The organism is Sphingobium sp. GW456-12-10-14-TSB1, from assembly GCF_059424385.1.
This window is the reverse complement of sequence record NZ_JBWKZI010000003.1, coordinates 21825-38922: the sequence shown is the minus strand read 5'-3', so window position 1 is coordinate 38922 and position 17098 is coordinate 21825. Positions and strand designations below refer to the sequence as shown.

Here is a 17098-nt window from a genome sequence, read left to right as displayed (position 1 = left end):
AAGCTGGTTGCGTCGCCGCTCCGGGGCGGCGACGCCCCTGCCGGCCGTCTGCCTGGCCGTGCGCCCGGTCTACGGATGCGATCGGCAACGCCCAACGCCAGCCGCGTTTCCCTGCGCGATCACAGGCAGTTTGAGCAAGCTTCGCGGATCGCACATTGAACGTGCAAGCCGCCCTTGCCCGCGATAGCCTGAGCGGCAAGGAGCCAGTTCAGGATGACCGAGCCAGTATGACCTTGTTACCCACGACACATCATGATCTCTTGAGCGAGCTTGTCCGTCGTTGGCGAGACGATCCGGGCGCCACCTATCGCTCCTGGTTTCTTTGGGACGAACGCCTGAAAAACTTCCGCTCCATCCGTCGGGGGCTGCAGCAGGTGGTCGTGGAAATCGAAAGTGGGCGGTTCGGCGTCGCCTATCGCGGCTCGTCACTGGAAACGGTTGTCCACTCGATCGCCGAACAGCGGCAGATCTTCAAGGGCGCCGACCATGCCTGGCTGTGGAAGCCCAAGCTGCGCATTCCCGACATTTACGAAAGCCCGGACAATCAGCGGGCGTTCGGTCGCCTGCTCGACAATTGCTCGTGCTGCGATACCGCCGAGGAGATCATCAGCCACATCCGCAGCATAGACGCGCTCAAGATCAAGGGGCTGGGGCCGGCGGCGGCCAACCTGCTCTATTTCCTTCACCCGACGCTGGTGCCGCCCTTCAATACCGCGATCGTCAAGGGCTACAATGCCGTCACCGGCGCCAAGGTGAAGCTCGGGTCATGGGATCATTTTCTCGCCATGCGCGCCGGCATCCTCGACCTCAACGACCGTTACCGCGAGTTGCTCTCCAACGATCTCGGCGCGATCGGCGGACTGTTGTTCGACATTGGCTCGGGCCGCTATCCCGCGCCACCGCTGGAGGATGACGCAACGGCGGCCGACGACTGGCTCGGCAGATTGGAACATGCCAGAGCGGAGGCAAGCCGGCTCGACAAGACAGCCGCCGCGCAGGGCGAAACCGATCGCACGCACGCCGAAATCCAGGCCTGGCTGCGCGACCTCGGCCATGCCCTCGGTTACGATGTGTGGATCGCCGCCAATGACCGCGGTCGACTTCACGCTGGCTGCCCGCTTGGACAGGGATGCCTCGAGCGCCTTCCAGACGCCATTGCGACCTCTCCCGGAGCGGACTCGATCCGCCTCATCGACGTGTTGTGGCTGGCGAAGGGTGGCGACGGCGTCGCCGCCGCGTTCGAGGTTGAACATTCGACCTCGATCTACTCGGGGATCGTGCGCATGCTCGATCTGGCGCTGTCGGGGAGCGATCTGCACGCTGCCGCCGGGCTATTCCTGGTCGCACCGAATGCGCGCGAGCAGGACGTTCGCGCGCAACTCCGTCGCCCGGCTTTCAGCCGTATTGCCGATCTCGACTTCGCCTATCTGCCCTATGGCGAGCTGGAGAGAAACAGGGACGCGATCGCTCGTTTTGGAACGGGATTGAAGGCCATCAAGGCGATCTCAAGCCCCCTTCCCTGAAAGGGGGCGTTTGCGGGAGGGGGCGGAATCCTACGCCAAGCTCGCCCAGATAGCCGGCGCGAGATCTTACTTGTTGCTGCCTTCTACGGTCGCGCCAGAAAGGCGACGGCTCAGTTCTATCCGGCGATGGCTACGCATTTTGAAGGTGTCTGGCCCAACGCGCCGATACTCAATGAAGCCGAGAGAACGCCAAAATCGCTCTGCCGCTTCATTCGCTTCCAGCACGGCCAACCGAATCTCTGTGGCACCTCTCGCAGCGGCCCAGCTTTCGACCGTCGAGTAAATTGAGCGTCCGACGCCACGACCACGCTGTGCGGCATCTACGATCATGAAGCCGAGATACCATGTGCCATCACGCGGATAATCGCGGAGGATGGCCGCGATTGCATATAGGCCGCCAGGCCCCTTCCATCCCAGGACAGCTTGATTGTGGGCGCTCTTTTCGGGCGGCACATCGGAGAAAAGCTCGCGAGCATCGTCCAGCGTGGGCGCGGCCCCGTCCTGCAACAGGAAATAGTCGCTGCAACGGTTGTACAGGTCTGCAACGTCTGCGGCGTCCGCTTGGGTAAGTTTGATCGGGGCTCCCGTCATCATCATCGCGTTTTGGCAGCAAGCACGCGCTGACCGTAATCCCGGAGTTCCCCGTTGGGACCGACATAGCGGTAGAGAGTGACGCGCTCGATCCCGAGTTCCTTGCAGAGGTCGGAAACGGACGTGTCGCGTTGGGCCATAGCAGCCTGAGCGAGCCGCACCTGGGCCTTGGAGAGGGCGAACTTGCGGCCACCCTTGCGTCCCCGCGCGCGGGCAGCGGCCAGGCCAGCCATGGTGCGCTCGCGGATCATATCCCGCTCAAACTCCGCCAGTGTGGCAAAAATGCCGAACACCATCCGGCCCGATGGCGTCGTGGTGTCGATCTGCGCGCCCTTGCCGGTGAGCACCCGCAGACCGATACCGCGATCCGACAGATTCTGCACCGTGCTGACCAGGTGGGTGAGCGTTCGGCCGAGCCGGTCGAGCTTCCAAACGATGAGGACATCGCCGTCGCGCAACGATTTCAGGCAGGCGGCAAGACCGGGGCGATCATCACGGCTACCGGATGCACGATCATCATAGATATTGCCTGGCTCGACACCGGCAGCGCGAAGGGCATCGTGCTGCAGGTCGAGCGACTGCGAGCCGTCGGCTTTGGACACGCGGGCGTAGCCGATCAGCATGGATCACAAACGAAGGTTTGAGGCGGTGACGAACATGAGCACATAAGATTGGGCTATTGTGTATCTTAACCAGCATCTCAATCAAGCTATCTCAAACCGTAGCTCGGAAAGAATAAGGAGCATGTATGCCGCGTCGCGTGACCCTGACCGATCGACAGCGCGAGGCGCTGCTTCACTTGCCGGTCGATCAAGGTGAGCTGCTGCGGCACTATACCCTCAGCGATGAGGATCTCGGGCATATCCGCCAGCGCCGGCGCGCCCACAATCGTTTTGGCTTCGCGCTGCAACTGTGCGTCCTGCGCTACCCGGGCCGGGTGCTCGCTCCTGGCGAGTTGATCCCGGCGCAGGTATCGGATTTCATCGCGGCCCAGCTCGGCCTGACCAGCGACGATCTACTCCTCTATGCCGCGCGCGAGGAGACCCGGCACGAGCATCTGGCGGACCTTCGCCGAATCTACGGCTATCGCTCCTTTTCGGGGCGGGGCGCACGGGATTTGCGCGAATGGATCGCTCGGGAAGCCGAGGCGGCGACATCGAATGAGGATCTTGCCCGTCGCTTCGTTGCGGAGTGTCGCCGCACCCGCACGATCCTTCCCGGCTCCTCGACGATCGAGCGCCTTTGCGCCGATGCGCTGGTTGAGGCCGAGCGCCGGATCGAGGATCTTATCGCCCATCGCATCACGCCAACCCTGAGCGAGAATTTGGCTCACCTGTTGGAGGATACGGTGGATGGTCGCGTCACGCGCTTCGTATGGCTGCGACAGTTCGAGGTTGGCGCAAATTCAGCAGCCGCTAACCGGCTGATGGATCGACTGGAATATCTTCAAAGGTTCGATCTTCCGGCGGATTTGCTGGACGGCGTGCCGGCGCATCGTGTGACCCGGCTTCGCCGGCAGGGCGAGCGCTATTACGCCGACGGCATGCGTGATCTGCCCGAAGACAGGCGGCTTGCGATCCTCGCTGTCTGCACCCTGGAATGGCGGTCATCGCTGGCCGATGTCATCGTGGAGACCCACGATCGCATCGTAGGCCGTCTCTATCGGGCCTCCGAACGCCTTTGCAACACCAGGATCGCCGACGAAAAGGCGGCCGTTCGGGACACGCTGAAGTCCTTTGCCGAAATCGGTGGTGCTTTGCTTGGAGCGCAGGACGATGGCACGGCCCTGGACGGGATAATCGCCACCGGGCCTGGCTGGGAACGGTTCAGAACCCTTGTCGCCACGGCCTCCGCGCTGACCAACGTGCTCGCGGCCGACCCGCTCAGCCGTGTGCTGGACGGCTATCACCGTTTCCGCCTCTACGCGCCCAGGATGCTGCGCCTGCTCGACATGCAGGCGGCGCCGATCGCCACGCCTCTTCTGGCGGCCGTTGCGATGCTGCGTAACGGGATCAAGGTCGATCCGCCGGTGGATTTTCTACGTCCCAACTCGAAATGGCATCGTCATCTTCGCGCTGAGCCCAGCGGCGACCACCGGCTTTGGGAAATCGCGGTGCTGTTCCACATCCGCGACGCCTTCCGGTCCGGTGACATATGGTTGGCGGGATCGCGCCGCTATGGCGACCTCAAGCAGCTTCTGGTCCCGCCACAGGCGATAGAGCAGACCGCGCGGCTCGCCGAGCCGCTGCGACCCGGCGAATGGCTGGCCGAGCGCAGGGCTCGACTGGATACACGGCTGAAGGAGTTTGGCCGCGCGGCGCGAACCGGCACGATCCCAGGCGGCATCATCGAGAACGGCAAGCTGCACATCGACAAGCTGAGGGCCGACACGCCCGAAGGGCCGAGGATCTCGTGCTCGATCTCTATCAACAGCTCCCGCCCGCGAGGATCACCGATCTGTTGCTGGAAGTCGATGAGCGAACCGGATTTTCCGAGGCGTTCACGCATCTGCGCACCGGCGCGCCCTGCAGCGACCGGATCGGCCTGATGAACGTGTTGCTGGCGGAAGGCGTCAATCTCGGTTTGCGCAAGATGGCGGCGGCGACCAACACGCACAGCTTCTGGGAATTGCTGCGGATCGCGCGCTGGCATGTCGAAGGCAGCGCCTATGATCGGGCGCTCGCCATGATCGTGGAGGCCCACGCCGCCCTGCCCATGGCCGCCTTCTGGGGACAAGGGCAATCGGCATCCAGCGACGGGCAGTTCTTCCTTGCTAACGAGCAGGGCGAGGCGATGAATCTGATCAACGCGAAATATGGCAACGTCCCGGGCCTCAAGGGATACAGCCATGTGTCCGATCAATATGCGCCGTTCGCAACCCAGGTGATCCCGGCAACGGTCAGCGAGGCTCCCTATATCCTGGACGGGCTGCTCATGAATGACGCGGGCCGCCGCGTTCGCCAGCATTTTGCCGACACGGGCGGCTTCACCGATCATGTGTTCGCCGCCTGCGCCTTGCTGGCGTCACCTCAAGCTTTGTACGCTGAACAACGATTTTCCGGACATAATGTGAACATTGGTGTCAGGCAGCGGCGCGAAGGTACTGGTAGAGGGTTTCGCGGCTGATGCCCATGTCGCGCGCGATGGTCGCCTTGCGTTCACCGGCGGCAACGCGGCGGTGCAGATCGGCAATCATCTCATCCGAGAGCGACCGTTTCCGCCCCCGATAGGCGCCGCGCTGCCGAGCGATCGCAATGCCTTCGCGTTGCCGTTCGCGGATCAGGGCGCGCTCGAACTCAGCAAACGCACCCATGACCGAGAGCATCAGATTGGCCATCGGGGAGTCCTCCCCCGAGAAGGACAGGCTTTCCTTCTCAAACTCGATCCGGATACCTCGCTTGGTGAGGCCCTGGACCAGCTTGCGCAGGTCATCCAGATTGCGGGCCAACCGATCCATGCTGTGGACGACGACGGTATCGCCTTCGCGGGCGAAAGTGAGCAGAGCCTCAAGCTGGGGGCGGTTGACGTCCTTGCCCGATGCCTTGTCGGTGAAGGTCCGATCGAGCGACTGACCTTCCAATTGGCGATCCACATTCTGATCGAACGTGCTGACCCGGACATAGCCGATCCGTTGCCCCTTCACTGCGCACTCTCTCCATCAAAATGTCAGGTTGAAATCTATGATACGCAACGACATTCGTCAACAAATTCCGTTTAGTACCCTAATCTGACAGAAACCGCGGTAGCGCCCTGACGTCCGGTTAGGCTATACTCCAAGCTGACATCACAAAATCAAATCCCTCAAAGATGGCGTCAATTGCCTTGATGGGGTAAAAACTGGAGTGCTTCCAGGATGGGACATTCGGCAACGTCATCTCCAGTGCATCTGGCTAACGTGGTCGCCAGCGTCACCTCTATCTTCTGCAAATCTGCAATGCGGCGGCGGACATCTTCAAGGTGGAGTTCGGTTCTCGCCATAACCTCCGCGCAGGTTTGTGCACCGGTATCGGTGAGCGACAACAATGACCGTATCTCATCCATTGCATAGCCAAGGTCGCGCGCGCGCAGGATGAACTGCAACCTTTGCACCAGTTCCGGCGAATAGACGCGGTAGCCGTTGGAACTGCGAGGCGGCCCCGGCAGCAATCCCACCTTCTCGTAATAGCGGATGGTTTCGAGATTGCAGCCTGTTTTCCGGGCAAGCTGGGCACGCAAGATGCCGACCTGTTGCTCCATGAAAATACCTCTTGAGTCTGTAGTGGCTACAGAGCCTACACTGCGAATCACTCAGTTGGAACAAGGGATTCAAGCCATGGTCTCAACGCCGGAAGCGGGACAGCCAGCCCTCACCGAAAACCACGAGCCGAAGCAGGCAAACTGGGTTGCGGCGGGCGCATTGATCGGCGCGGGGCTCGCCTCGGCTTGCTGCGTCGTCCCGCTACTGTTGGTTATGCTCGGAATTTCCGGCGCGTGGATCGCCAACCTGACGGCGCTCGAACCTTACAAGCCCTATGTCGCAGGCGTAACGCTCGCGCTGCTCGGCTACGGCTTCTGGCATGTCTATTTCAAGCCGAAACCGCCCTGTGAAGACGGTTCCTACTGCGCTCGTCCACAATCGGCTTGGACCACCAAGGCGGTGCTGTGGCTGGGCCTTGCCGTCGCCATCCTGGCGCTCACCATCGACTGGTGGGCACCCTGGTTCTATTGAAAGGAAATACCCATGAAAAAGACAGTATGTATCGCTATGGCCGTGCTGGCTATGGCTGGCGGCGGGGTCGCCTATGCAGTTAGTGGCACGGCGCAAGATCGCCCCGCGGCTACCGCAACCGCTCAGAAGCAAACCACCTTTGCCATAGAGAACATGACCTGCGCCACCTGCCCGATCACCGTGAAGAAGGCGATGGAAGGCGTCGCCGGGGTAACGGCGGTCACGGTCGATTTCGCAGCCAAGACCGCGCGCGCAACCTATAACCCGCGCCGCACCAATGCTGCTGCGATTGCCGCTGCATCAACCAACGCGGGTTATCCGGCGCGCGCTATTCAAAACTGAGCGGGGCGCCGCCAGCGCCTCAAGAAAGCGATAAGCAATGAACGACTGTTGCAACCGCCCCGGGCAGGAAGGATTTGACGTGGCCGTCATCGGCGCGGGTTCTGCCGGGTTCTCCGCCGCGATCGCCGCTGCCGATCTGGGCGCGAAAGTGGCGCTCGTCGGTCACGGCACGATTGGCGGCACCTGTGTCAATGTTGGCTGCGTTCCTTCCAAGACGCTGATCCGCGCCGCCGAAGCGGTGCATGGTGGGCTTGCCGCCGCGCGCTTTCCCGGCCTTGGGGGCGCTGTCCAGATGGATGACTGGTCCGTATTGGCGGCGTCGAAGGACGATCTTGTCACGACGCTGCGCCAAAAAAAATATGTCGATCTGCTGCCCGCCTATGACGGTGTGAGCTATATCGAGGGCAAGGCACGCTTTGCCGATGGTGCGCTGATTGTCGGCGATGCGCCCATGAAGGTCGGCAAGGTCATATTGGTGATGGGTGCGCACGCCGCCGTGCCGCCGATTCCGGGGATGGACAGCGTGCCCTACCTAACCAGCACATCGGCGCTGGCGCTGGATCGCTTGCCCAAATCGCTGCTGGTGATCGGTGGCGGGGTGATCGGGGTAGAACTGGGACAGATGTTTTCGCGTCTGGGCGTTGATGTCACCATCTGCTGCCGAAGCCGCCTGCTCCCCGAAATGGACCCGGAAGTGAGTGCCGCGCTGAAAAACTATTTGGAAGCCGAGGGCGTGCGGGTTTGCGCAGGTGTCGGCTATCAGCGTATCGCCCAAACACAGAGCGGGGTCGAATTGACCTGCGAGGGGCATTGTGACACCGTCGCGGCGGAACAGGTGCTCATCGCCACCGGACGCCGACCCAATAGCGACGGGCTTGGGCTGGAGGAGCGCGGCATAGTGCTTGCCCGTAATGGTGGAATCGTCGTCGATGACCACCTCGAAACGTCGGTTCCAGGCATTTACGCGGCGGGCGATGTAACGGGACGGGACCAGTTCGTCTACATGGCCGCCTATGGCGCAAAACTGGCCGCGCGCAACGCGGTGACGGGCAACCAATACCGCTACGACAATTCCTCCATGCCATCCGTCGTCTTCACCGACCCGCAAGTCGCCAGCGCCGGCCTCACTGAAACGACAGCACGGGCGCAAGGCCTGGACATCAAGGTTTCGCTGCTCCCGCTCGATGCTGTGCCAAGGGCACTGGCAGCACGCGATACGCGGGGTCTCATCAAACTGATTGCCGACAAGGCGAACGACCGTTTGCTGGGCGGCCAGATCATGGCACCCGAAGGCGCGGATTCGATCCAGACACTGGTGCTGGCGATCAAACACGGCATGACCACCCTGGAATTGGGTGCAACGATATTTCCTTACCTGACCACTGTGGAAGGCCTCAAACTGGCGGCCCAAACGTTTGATAAGGATGTCGCCAAACTGTCTTGCTGCGCCGGGTGATTGCTCGGGGATCAACCGGCAACGAATGGCCTCCCTCCAGTGCAAGCCGCTTTGGTGTCAATTTTGTTATTCGCCTCAGCGGGAGAGCAAAATGGCACGACGCCGACTTCTGACCGGAGACGAGCGCCGGCGCCTGTTCGATCCTCCTGTCCAAGAAACCGCGATCATTGGGCATTATACCCTTTCTGCGGAAGATGTTGAATTGGTTGGGCGCCGCTATGGTCCAGCAAATCGCCTCGGTCTGGCTGCACAAATCGCTTTGATGCGACATCCCGGCTTTGGTCTGCAACCCGAGATCGGGCTTCCCGACGTCATTCTTCAGTACCTCGCGGCACAGTTATTCGTCGATCCTTCCTCCTTCTCTGCATATGGTCAGCGCGCGCAAACCCGTACCGATCATGCCGATCTCGTGGCGCGTTATCTTGGCATACGCCCGTTTCGACGCGGCGACCTGGCACTTGCCCTGAATCTTGCCGCGCAAGCCGCCGAGTATACAGACAGAGGTGAACCGATTGTTCGCGCCCTCATGGTTGGCCTGAAGGGTGAGCGGTTCATTCTTCCGTCAGGCGACACACTGGAACGCGCCGGTCTTGCTGGCCGGGCACGCGCACGCAAAGCTGCCGCAGCCGCAATCGTCGAAGGCCTCAGCTCTGCTGAACTGACACGGCTAGACGAACTCGTAATCAACAACCCGGATTTCGGCATGACACCGCTGGCGTGGTTGCGTAATTTCGAAGAAGCCCCGACTGCGGCCAATATCAATGGCTTGCTTGAGCGCCTGCGCTATGTTCGCGGCATAGGTATCCACCCGGTAGTTGGGGGCGCCATTCCGGAATTCCGCTTTGCCCAATTTGTCCGCGAGGGCGGCGTGGCACCGGCATTCCTGCTTTCGGATTACAGCGTCAATCGCAGGCGGGCGACGTTGACGGCCGCAGTGATCGACCTTGAGGCCAGACTTGCCGATGCCGCGATCCAAATGTTTGACCGACTTATCGGCGGCATGTTCACGCGCGCGCGGCGTGGGCGCGAGCGTCGCTACCAAGATAGTATTCAGTCGGTGGGGCAACTCATGCGGCTGTTTGGCGCCACGATTACAGCACTTGATGAGGCTGTCCAGAATGGCGGCGATCCGCTCGAATTGATTGACGAAGCGGTGGGCTGGCACCGGCTTGTTGCGGCAAAGGCCCAAGTAGATGCCCTTGCTGATCTTGCCGGCGAGGACGCACTGGTAACGGCAACCGAGCGTTACGCCACGCTACGGCGTTTCAGCCCGGCATTTCTGGACGCCTTCACCTTCAAGGCGTCTGGAACAGGGACGGCACTGATCAAAGCCATCGATGTCATTCGCGATGCGAACACACGAAAGTCGCGCGACCTTCCCGATGGCGTTCCACTGCCATTCCCCAATCGGCAGTGGAAGCGTCTCATCACCGAAAGCGGCCGTATCGACCGCCGACGTTATGAAATTGCGATCATGGCAACCTTGCGTGATCGTTTGCGCGCCGGTGATGTATGGATCGAGGGAACCCGCAACTATCAGCGCTTCGATGCCTATTTGCTGGGTCGGCGCGACGCCGCCAAAGTGGCGGATGTGCTTCCGTTCGATTCAAATGCTGCATCCTACCTCGCTGACCGGGCACGAAATCTTGACTGGCGGCTGCGCCGATTTGCCAAGCAGTTGAAAACAAACAAGCTTGAGGGAGTGTCGCTCGAACGAGACCGGCTCAAGCTTCAGCAAATGCCGCCTGTCACCCCACCGGAAGCTGAAGCCCTCGATCGCAAGCTCGATACCCTGCTTCCCCGCGTGCGCATCACCGAGCTGCTGCTTGAAGTCGCCGAACGCACTGGTTTTTTGAACGCATTCCGTGACCTGCGCTCAGGCAAGGAGCACGACAACCCCAGCACGGTACTCGCCGCAATTCTGGCTGATGGCACCAACCTCGGGCTGGAGCGGATGGCCAATGCCAGCGAAGGCGTCAGCTATGCCCAACTCGCATGGACCCACAACTGGTATCTTTCACCCGAGAACTATCAGGCCGCGCTGGCCATGATCATCTCAGCCCATCACGAATTACCCTTCGCGCGGCATTGGGGCGCTGGCACCAGTTCGTCGTCCGATGGCCAGTTCTTCCGGTCGGGGCGGAGCCGTTCAGGGGCGGCGGACGTCAATGCCAAATATGGCGCCGAACCTGGCGTGAAAATCTATTCTCACCTTTCCGATCACTTCGCATCATTCGGATCACGGATCATGTCCGCGACGGCAGGTGAAGCGCCTTACGTGCTCGACGGGCTTGTCCTGGGCGCCGGCAACCTTCCGTTGCATGAGCACTATACCGATACCGGCGGCGCCACCGATCATGTTTTCGCACTCTGCCACCTACTCGGGTTCCGCTTCGCGCCACGGCTGCGCGATATTGGCGACCGCAAGCTGGGTTCGATCGCTGCGCCATCGACATACAAGGGCATCGAAAATCTGATGGGCCGCACCATCAAAACGGCAGCGATCGAGGCCGATTGGGATGACATCGTCAGGATTGTCGCCTCAATCAAGGATGGCACGGTGGCGCCGTCAGTAATCTTGCGAAAACTTGCCGCCTACAAACGCCAGAACAGGCTGGATTTTGCATTGGCTGAACTGGGCCGTATCGAGCGCACTTTGTTCACGCTCGATTGGCTTGAACAACCGGAACTGCGACGTGCCTGTCAGGCCGGTCTCAACAAAGGCGAGGCGAGGCACACGCTTGCCGCCGCCATCTATACCAACCGGCAGGGTCGGTTCACCGATCGCTCGCTGGAAAATCAGGAATTTCGCGCATCTGGGCTGAACCTGCTGATTGCGGCGATTTCCTACTGGAACACGGTCTATCTCGACCGGGCCGCCCAGCACCTCAACGCTGTCGGCACGACGTTCGATGCGGCACTGCTTGCGCACCTTTCTCCGATGGGCTGGGCGCACATCAGTCTGACCGGCGATTACCTCTGGGAGCAGGCCAGGCGACTTCCAGCAGGTGAATTCCACCCACTCAACGAGCCAATGGCGCGGTTGAAGCGTGTAGCGTAGCCCATGTTCCGCTTATGTCCGAGAAATCGTTGTCTGGCGAACAAACCTTGAGGTGACGCCTTGCTCGGCTACAGGTTCGCCCCCCGTATCCGCGATCTCCCTCAGAAAAGACTCTATGCCTTCACGCCCAACGCGACGCCGGCCAATGTGCGAGCGCTGGTCGGAGGTAAGATCAATGAACCGCTCATCGAGCGCAACTGGCCCGACATCCTGCGCATCATGGCGACGATCGCAGCGGGGATCGTCGCCCCCAGCCAGATTCTTCGCAAGCTCGCCTCTTACCCGCGCCAGAATGAGCTGGCCCTCGCATTGCGAGAGGTGGGCCGCATCGAGCGAACCCTGTTCATGATCGACTGGATTCTTGATGCCGGCCTCCAGCGCCAGGCTCAGATCGGCCTCAACAAGGGTGAGGCCCACCACGCCCTAAAGCGCGCCATCAGCTTCCACCGCCGAGGTGAAATCCGGGATCGATCCGGCGAAGGCCAGCACTATCGCATCGCCGGAATGAACCTGCTCGCCGCCATCATCATATTCTGGAACACCATGAAGCTCGGCGAGGTCGTCAATACCCGGGCCGCCAGCGGTACCCATATCGCGCCTGATCTACTCGCCCACGTCTCGCCGTTGGGATAGGAACACATCAATCTAACCGGGGAATATCGCTGGCCCAAATCCTTAGCGTAGGATTCCGCCCCCTCCCGCAAACGCCCCCTACGATTGAGAAGCGCGGCGGAATCTCTTAGATTGATCGCTGGAGGCTTTGTTCGCGGAGACGCGCACATTGCCTTCTTTTCGTTTTAGGAAGCGCTGCCCTAAGCGACAGAAGCCAGAGCTTTGACAATGCGGCATTCCGCGATGGAGCCGACCATGTATCTTGATCCTATCGGTGCAGACACGCGATGATGGCGGTCACGACGGCGGTGGTTTCCGCGACGTCGCGCACCCTCACTGTGTCGAGGCCGATTTCAGCAGCGGGATAGTCATTCCCACCGGGGAATATCGCATCCCCAATGAACAGCATCCCGTCGAGCGGGACACCGCTCTCGGCACTCAGGCGCTTCAGGCCATAGCCCTTGTCGATCCCTGCTCTGGTCACGTCGATCGATGTCGTGCCACCGAGATTGATCGAGAGCTCCGGCAGCTTCGCGCGCAACGTGGCCTGCAACGCGGTCCTCTTCTTTCGGTCAGGATCCCACGCTTCCTTTTCCTTCAGCGGCGCTGCCTGCCCCAGGCCCGAAAAGGTGATCTGGCTGCCCCGGTCCTCGATCCGTTCGCCCCAGATACGTTCGTCGGCGAGACCGGCATCGGTCAGCGCCTGATCGAAGGCCGTGCGGATCTTCGCCTTCTCCGCGTCGTCGAACAGTTCGGCATAGACCGCGCGCCAAGCGCCATTGATGAACCGATAGAGTTTCGTGCCTGTGGTCGGCATCAACCAGAGACGGTCGAGCGCGACGCCGGCAGGAAGGCGCGAGGCGATCTGCTTTTCGAACTGCGGCCAGTCCCCGCCCGAGATCACCGCCACATCCGTGATGGCGAGCAATCGGGCGAGGATTGCGGCCATATCCTCCGATAACGGCCGCTTGCTCTCGGCAAGCGTGCCGTCGAGGTCGAAGGCGATCAGCCACTTCATGCCGCCTTCCCTGCCGGATCGCGGTAGGCGAGCAGCCTGAGCGCATTGATGACGACGAGCAGCGTCGATCCCTCATGAACCGCCACCGCTGGCCCAATGCCGAGGCCGAGGATGGTAGCAGGCACCAGGAAGGCGACGACACCCAGGCTGACGAAGACGTTCTGCCGGATGATTCCACGGGTATGGCGGCTAAGACCGACTGCGAATGGCAGGTGCGCCAGATCGTCGGCCATCAGCGCCACGTCGGCTGTCTCCAGCGCAACGTCCGACCCCGCCGCGCCCATCGCGATGCCGACCGTGGCGCTTGCCATCGCCGGCGCATCGTTCACGCCGTCGCCCACCATCGCGACCTTGTCTTCGCCGGCGAGCTTCTTGATCGCGGCAACCTTGTCTTCGGGCATGAGGTCGCCCCACGCTTCGTCGATCCCGACTTCGTCGGCGATCGCTTCGGCGACTTTCTGGTGATCGCCGGAGATCATTATCATCCGCGACACGCCCATCTCGTGCAGCCGACGCAACGCGGTCTTGGCAGCTTCGCGAGGCGTGTCCATCAGGCCGATCGCGCCCAGGTCGCGGTCCCCCTTGCGGACCACCATTGTCGTGCGGCCGTTCTCGCGCAGCTTCGCGATTGCGTCCTGCGCGCCCTGCCCCAGCGCCGGAATGCCCTCACTTCCGAACATCTCGGCCTTGCCGATCCACACCGTCTCGCCATCCACGCTCGCGGTGACGCCCCGACCGGTCAGGCTCTTGAGGTCGCCGGCAGTCGGCACGGCACGATCGTTCAGACGTTCGCGGCCGTCCTTGACGATCGCTTGGGCCAGGGGATGGTCGCTCAACGCTTCGACGGCGACAGCCAGCGCCAGCAACTCGCCTTCATCGGCGCCATCGACGGGCACGACATCAGTGATGCGCGGACGACCTTCGGTCAGCGTGCCCGTCTTGTCGAAAGCGATCGCTTTGAGCGACCCGAGGTTTTCGAGCGGTGCACCGCCCTTCACGAGCACGCCGCCCCGCGCTGCACGGGCAACGCCCGACAGGACCGCGCTCGGCGTTGCGATCGCGAGCGCGCACGGGCTTGCCGCCACCAGCACCGCCATCGCGCGATAGAAGCTGTCGCGGAACGGCTCGTCGACGACCACCCATGCGAACAGCAGGAGCACTGACAGGACCAGGACGGCGGGCACGAAGATCCGTTCGAACCGGTCGGTGAAGCGCTGCGTCGGCGACTTCTGCGTCTCCGCTTCGCTCACCATCTTCACGACCTTGGCAAGCGCGCTTTCATTGGAACGGCGTGTCACCTCGATCTCGATCGCGCCGCCGCCGTTGATCGTACCAGCAAAAACCCGGCTTTCCGCGTCGACTGCATCGGGCTTGGCGCGTGCCGCTGCGGCATCTGCGACCGGCACCTTGTCGACCGGGATGCTTTCACCCGTGACCGGGGCCTGGTTGATCGCGCTGGTGCCCTTGATGACGAAGCCGTCGGCAGGCAGGCGCTCGTTCGGGCGGACGATGGCAATGTCCCCGACGACCATCTGCTCGACCGGGATTTCGCTGGTCTGCCCGCCGCGTCGCACGGTCGCGGTTTCGGGCGCGAGCTTCGCCAGCGCCTCGATCGCCTTCTTGGCGCGGCCCATTGCATAATGCTCAAGCGCATGGCCGAGGCTGAACAGGAACAGCAGCAGCGCACCTTCGGCCCATGCGCCCAGCGCAGCGGCGCCGGCCGCAGCGACCAACATCAGCGTGTCGATCTCGAACTTCTTCATCCGGAGGTTGTCGATCGCCTCGCGCAGCGTGAAGAATCCGCCGAAGAAATAGGCTGCGATATAGCAGGCGGTCGGCAGCCATTCGGGCGCGCCAGCGACCAGCCTCTCGATCGCGTAGCCGATCCCCAGCAGCGCGCCACAGGCGAGCGCGAAGATCAGCTCGGTATTGGGGCCGAGAAATTCGGCGTGGCTATGGTCGTGGCCATCGCCGGGGCCGTGCTTCTCTTCGCCCGCGCCGTGGCCCCCGGGGCCGTGGTCGTGGCCGGCATGTTCATCGGCAGCGACCCGCTTGCCCACCCTCACCTTCAGCTTGCGAAGCGCAGCGCGCACCTCCTCTTCGGTGGTTTCGCGGCGATCATATTCGACCCGGACAGACCCGCTGGTGCTGGCGCTTGCCTGGACCACGCCGGGCAAGGCGCACAGCGCATCGCTGACCGTGCGCGCCCGACGTTCGTGGTTGATCCCCGTCACCTGCCAGATCGCATGGCCGTAGCGCTCGGTGATTTCGGCACCTGCGGCGCGCACCATTTCGCGCAACCGTGGCAGCGGCAGCTTGGCGGCATCGAAATGGATGCACAGCGCCGCTGGCGTGTTGCCGTCGAGACAGATCACATGCGCCCGCTCGACACCTTCGCGCTTTGACAGGGTTGATACGAGACGGTCCAGGCAGGCATCGGCCGCGTCAGGAAGGTCCGGCAACAACACTGGAATGTCGAGTTCGAGCTTGTCGTTCATGACGACCTCCTTTCGCTTTTCTTGGTTTCGGCGCGCGCGTCGCGCAGGATTTCGACACCGCCCTTGATGGCGATGATGGCGGTGGCGAAGCCGACCAGCAGGTCCGGCCAATTGGTACCCAACCACAGCACCAGCACGCCGGCGATCAGGATGCCGCCGTTGGAAATGAAGTCGTTGAAGCTGAAGGTGGTTGCGGCCCGGAGATTGACGTCCGGATCCTTGAGGCGCTGGAGCAGCCGCAGGCAGAGGTAATTCACGACGCCGGCGATCGCGGACATGACCATCATGGTAGGTCCGATGGGCTCGCTGCCCTGCACGTAGCGCCGTCCGACATCGATCAAGATGCCGCCCGCGAAGATCAGCAGCATGACGCCCGAAGCGACCGCGGCGCGTGTCTTCCATGTCTGGCCCCGGGTGAGCGCCACAAGGCTCAGCGCATACACAGCCGTATCGGACAGGTTGTCGACGCCGTTGGCGATCAGCGCGCTCGAGTCCGCGAAGAAGCCGGAAACGAAGAAGCCCGCAGCGATCGCCGCGTTCAGCAGCAGGACGATCCACAGTGTGCGGCGCTCCTGCCCGCCATTGTTGTCGTTGCCCGGGATCATCCCATCATCTCCTCAAGTGTCAGCAGGGCCAGGAAGCCGACGAAAAACATCGAGCTGATGAGCGGGGTGTCGGGTTTCTCGTGCGCCTCGACCAGCAACTCCTCCGTGACGAGGTAGAGCAGCGCCATCAGCCCGAAGCTGAGGAAGCCGGCGATCATCACCGGCGACAGCGCGGCGACCGGCACGGCAGCGAGCGCGCCGATCGGCAGCAGCAGGGCCAATGCCGAGACGATCACGATGATGCGCAAGCGCGAGCGATAGGTTTCCGCCAGCTCGTCGGTCAGCGTCAGTCCCAGAAATAACACTTCCAGAGTGAGCGCGATCGTCAGCAGGAGACCTGCCTTCTCGCCCGCCACGAAAGCGAGGCCGAGCACCAGGCCGTCCACCAGAATGTCGATGCCGATCGCGGCGAGTAGCGCCATCGGCCCCTTGAAGCGGGCCTCAAGAGCCTTGAGCCCCAGCATGGTCGCGACGCCCGCCGCCCCGCCGATCAACGTCGCGCTGGGCGATGCCTCATGCTTGACCTGCGGCAGGATTTCGGTCGCTGCCGCCGCGAACACGACGCCGGCAGCGAGATGCTGTAGGCCCGCCACGAGGCCAGGTTTCAACTTGGTGCGGCTCGCGACAATCGCGCCGAGCACGACCGCCAGCACAGGCGCAAGCGTATAGAGCAGTGCCTGCATT

General features: G+C 62.3%; 13 protein-coding genes and 2 pseudogenes. 7 read left to right on the top strand and 8 right to left on the bottom strand.

All coding sequences use genetic code 11. The features are described 5' to 3' along the window. Positions 1 to 227 precede the first annotated feature (227 nt). Positions 228 to 1523, top strand: a complete 1296-nt coding sequence (locus AC07X9_RS22610) for a type II restriction enzyme NmeDI-related protein (RefSeq protein WP_021247421.1) — start codon at positions 228 to 230, stop codon at positions 1521 to 1523. A gap of 66 nt (positions 1524 to 1589) precedes the next feature. Here AC07X9_RS22610 and AC07X9_RS22605 read toward each other — a convergent pair whose 3' ends face one another. Together AC07X9_RS22605 and AC07X9_RS22600 are read right to left on the bottom strand one after the other, a co-directional pair. Beyond that, positions 1590 to 2120, bottom strand: coding sequence for a GNAT family N-acetyltransferase (locus AC07X9_RS22605; protein ID WP_007686150.1), 531 nt, complete (start codon positions 2118 to 2120; stop codon positions 1590 to 1592). Continuing rightward, positions 2117 to 2737 (bottom strand): recombinase family protein, encoded by a 621-nt coding sequence (locus tag AC07X9_RS22600; RefSeq protein ID WP_008832583.1) that lies wholly within the window; start codon positions 2735 to 2737, stop codon positions 2117 to 2119. Before AC07X9_RS22600 ends, AC07X9_RS22605 begins: the two co-directional genes overlap by 4 nt. Before the next feature lie 125 nt (positions 2738 to 2862). Between AC07X9_RS22600 and AC07X9_RS22595 the strand changes: the two are divergent. Next, positions 2863 to 5135, top strand: a pseudogene (locus tag AC07X9_RS22595) (Tn3 family transposase); the annotation flags it as partial. A 61-nt stretch (positions 5136 to 5196) separates the two neighbouring features. On the opposite strand, the gene AC07X9_RS22590 reads toward AC07X9_RS22595, so the two are convergent. Beyond that, complete coding sequence (locus AC07X9_RS22590) at positions 5197 to 5757, bottom strand: recombinase family protein (protein ID WP_004213255.1); 561 nt, start codon at positions 5755 to 5757, stop codon at positions 5197 to 5199. 170 nt (positions 5758 to 5927) lie between these two features. Further along, a complete protein-coding gene (locus AC07X9_RS22585; protein ID WP_014072603.1) occupies positions 5928 to 6350 on the bottom strand; it encodes a MerR family transcriptional regulator in 423 nt (140 codons plus the stop codon). A gap of 76 nt (positions 6351 to 6426) precedes the next feature. On the opposite strand from AC07X9_RS22585, the gene AC07X9_RS22580 reads away from it, so the two are divergent. From AC07X9_RS22580 to AC07X9_RS22560, 5 genes and pseudogenes are all read left to right on the top strand, one after another. Beyond that, a complete protein-coding gene (locus AC07X9_RS22580) occupies positions 6427 to 6822 on the top strand; it encodes a mercuric transporter MerT family protein (protein ID WP_014072602.1) in 396 nt (131 codons plus the stop codon). Positions 6823 to 6834: 12 nt separating this feature from the next. After that, positions 6835 to 7164, top strand: coding sequence for a heavy-metal-associated domain-containing protein (locus AC07X9_RS22575; protein ID WP_004213249.1), 330 nt, complete (start codon positions 6835 to 6837; stop codon positions 7162 to 7164). A 37-nt stretch (positions 7165 to 7201) separates the two neighbouring features. Beyond that, entirely contained in the window at positions 7202 to 8620 is a 1419-nt protein-coding gene (gene merA, locus AC07X9_RS22570; protein ID WP_046765853.1) for a mercury(II) reductase, read from the top strand. A gap of 91 nt (positions 8621 to 8711) precedes the next feature. Continuing rightward, a complete protein-coding gene (locus AC07X9_RS22565; protein WP_014072601.1) occupies positions 8712 to 11681 on the top strand; it encodes a Tn3 family transposase in 2970 nt (989 codons plus the stop codon). Positions 11682 to 11738: 57 nt separating this feature from the next. After that, a pseudogene (locus AC07X9_RS22560) lies at positions 11739 to 12314 on the top strand (Tn3 family transposase); the annotation flags it as partial. Positions 12315 to 12561: 247 nt separating this feature from the next. Here the strand turns inward: AC07X9_RS22560 and AC07X9_RS22555 are convergent. The 4 genes from AC07X9_RS22555 to AC07X9_RS22540 are packed head-to-tail and all read right to left on the bottom strand — an operon-like array spanning position 12562 to position 17097. After that, on the bottom strand, positions 12562 to 13311 hold the full coding sequence (locus AC07X9_RS22555) for an HAD-IIB family hydrolase (RefSeq protein ID WP_004212890.1): 750 nt from the start codon (positions 13309 to 13311) through the stop codon (positions 12562 to 12564). Next, complete coding sequence (locus AC07X9_RS22550) at positions 13308 to 15809, bottom strand: heavy metal translocating P-type ATPase (RefSeq protein ID WP_004212886.1); 2502 nt, start codon at positions 15807 to 15809, stop codon at positions 13308 to 13310. Before AC07X9_RS22550 ends, AC07X9_RS22555 begins: the two co-directional genes overlap by 4 nt. Further along, the gene (locus AC07X9_RS22545; protein ID WP_004212885.1) at positions 15806 to 16414 is read right to left on the bottom strand and encodes a cation efflux transmembrane domain-containing protein; all 609 of its coding nucleotides are present in this window, start codon (positions 16412 to 16414) and stop codon (positions 15806 to 15808) included. The genes AC07X9_RS22550 and AC07X9_RS22545 overlap by 4 nt, the downstream gene beginning before the upstream one ends. Then, the gene (locus AC07X9_RS22540; protein WP_004212882.1) at positions 16411 to 17097 is read right to left on the bottom strand and encodes a ZIP family metal transporter; all 687 of its coding nucleotides are present in this window, start codon (positions 17095 to 17097) and stop codon (positions 16411 to 16413) included. The genes AC07X9_RS22545 and AC07X9_RS22540 overlap by 4 nt, the downstream gene beginning before the upstream one ends. Between the last annotated feature and the right edge of the window lies 1 nt (position 17098).

Bases quoted from the DNA above. Each gene is read 5' to 3' on its own strand.
- AC07X9_RS22580 (WP_014072602.1), top strand. From the start codon at position 6,427: ATGGTCTCAACGCCGGAAGCGGGACAGCCAGCCCTCACCGAAAACCAC.
- AC07X9_RS22605 (WP_007686150.1), bottom strand. From the start codon at position 2,120: ATGATGATGACGGGAGCCCCGATCAAACTTACCCAAGCGGACGCCGCA.
- merA (WP_046765853.1), top strand. From the start codon at position 7,202: ATGAACGACTGTTGCAACCGCCCCGGGCAGGAAGGATTTGACGTGGCC.
- AC07X9_RS22575 (WP_004213249.1), top strand. From the start codon at position 6,835: ATGAAAAAGACAGTATGTATCGCTATGGCCGTGCTGGCTATGGCTGGC.
- AC07X9_RS22545 (WP_004212885.1), bottom strand. From the start codon at position 16,414: ATGATCCCGGGCAACGACAACAATGGCGGGCAGGAGCGCCGCACACTG.
- AC07X9_RS22585 (WP_014072603.1), bottom strand. From the start codon at position 6,350: ATGGAGCAACAGGTCGGCATCTTGCGTGCCCAGCTTGCCCGGAAAACA.
- AC07X9_RS22600 (WP_008832583.1), bottom strand. From the start codon at position 2,737: ATGCTGATCGGCTACGCCCGCGTGTCCAAAGCCGACGGCTCGCAGTCG.
- AC07X9_RS22550 (WP_004212886.1), bottom strand. From the start codon at position 15,809: ATGAACGACAAGCTCGAACTCGACATTCCAGTGTTGTTGCCGGACCTT.
- AC07X9_RS22565 (WP_014072601.1), top strand. From the start codon at position 8,712: ATGGCACGACGCCGACTTCTGACCGGAGACGAGCGCCGGCGCCTGTTC.
- AC07X9_RS22540 (WP_004212882.1), bottom strand. From the start codon at position 17,097: ATGCAGGCACTGCTCTATACGCTTGCGCCTGTGCTGGCGGTCGTGCTC.
- AC07X9_RS22555 (WP_004212890.1), bottom strand. From the start codon at position 13,311: ATGAAGTGGCTGATCGCCTTCGACCTCGACGGCACGCTTGCCGAGAGC.
- AC07X9_RS22610 (WP_021247421.1), top strand. From the start codon at position 228: ATGACCTTGTTACCCACGACACATCATGATCTCTTGAGCGAGCTTGTC.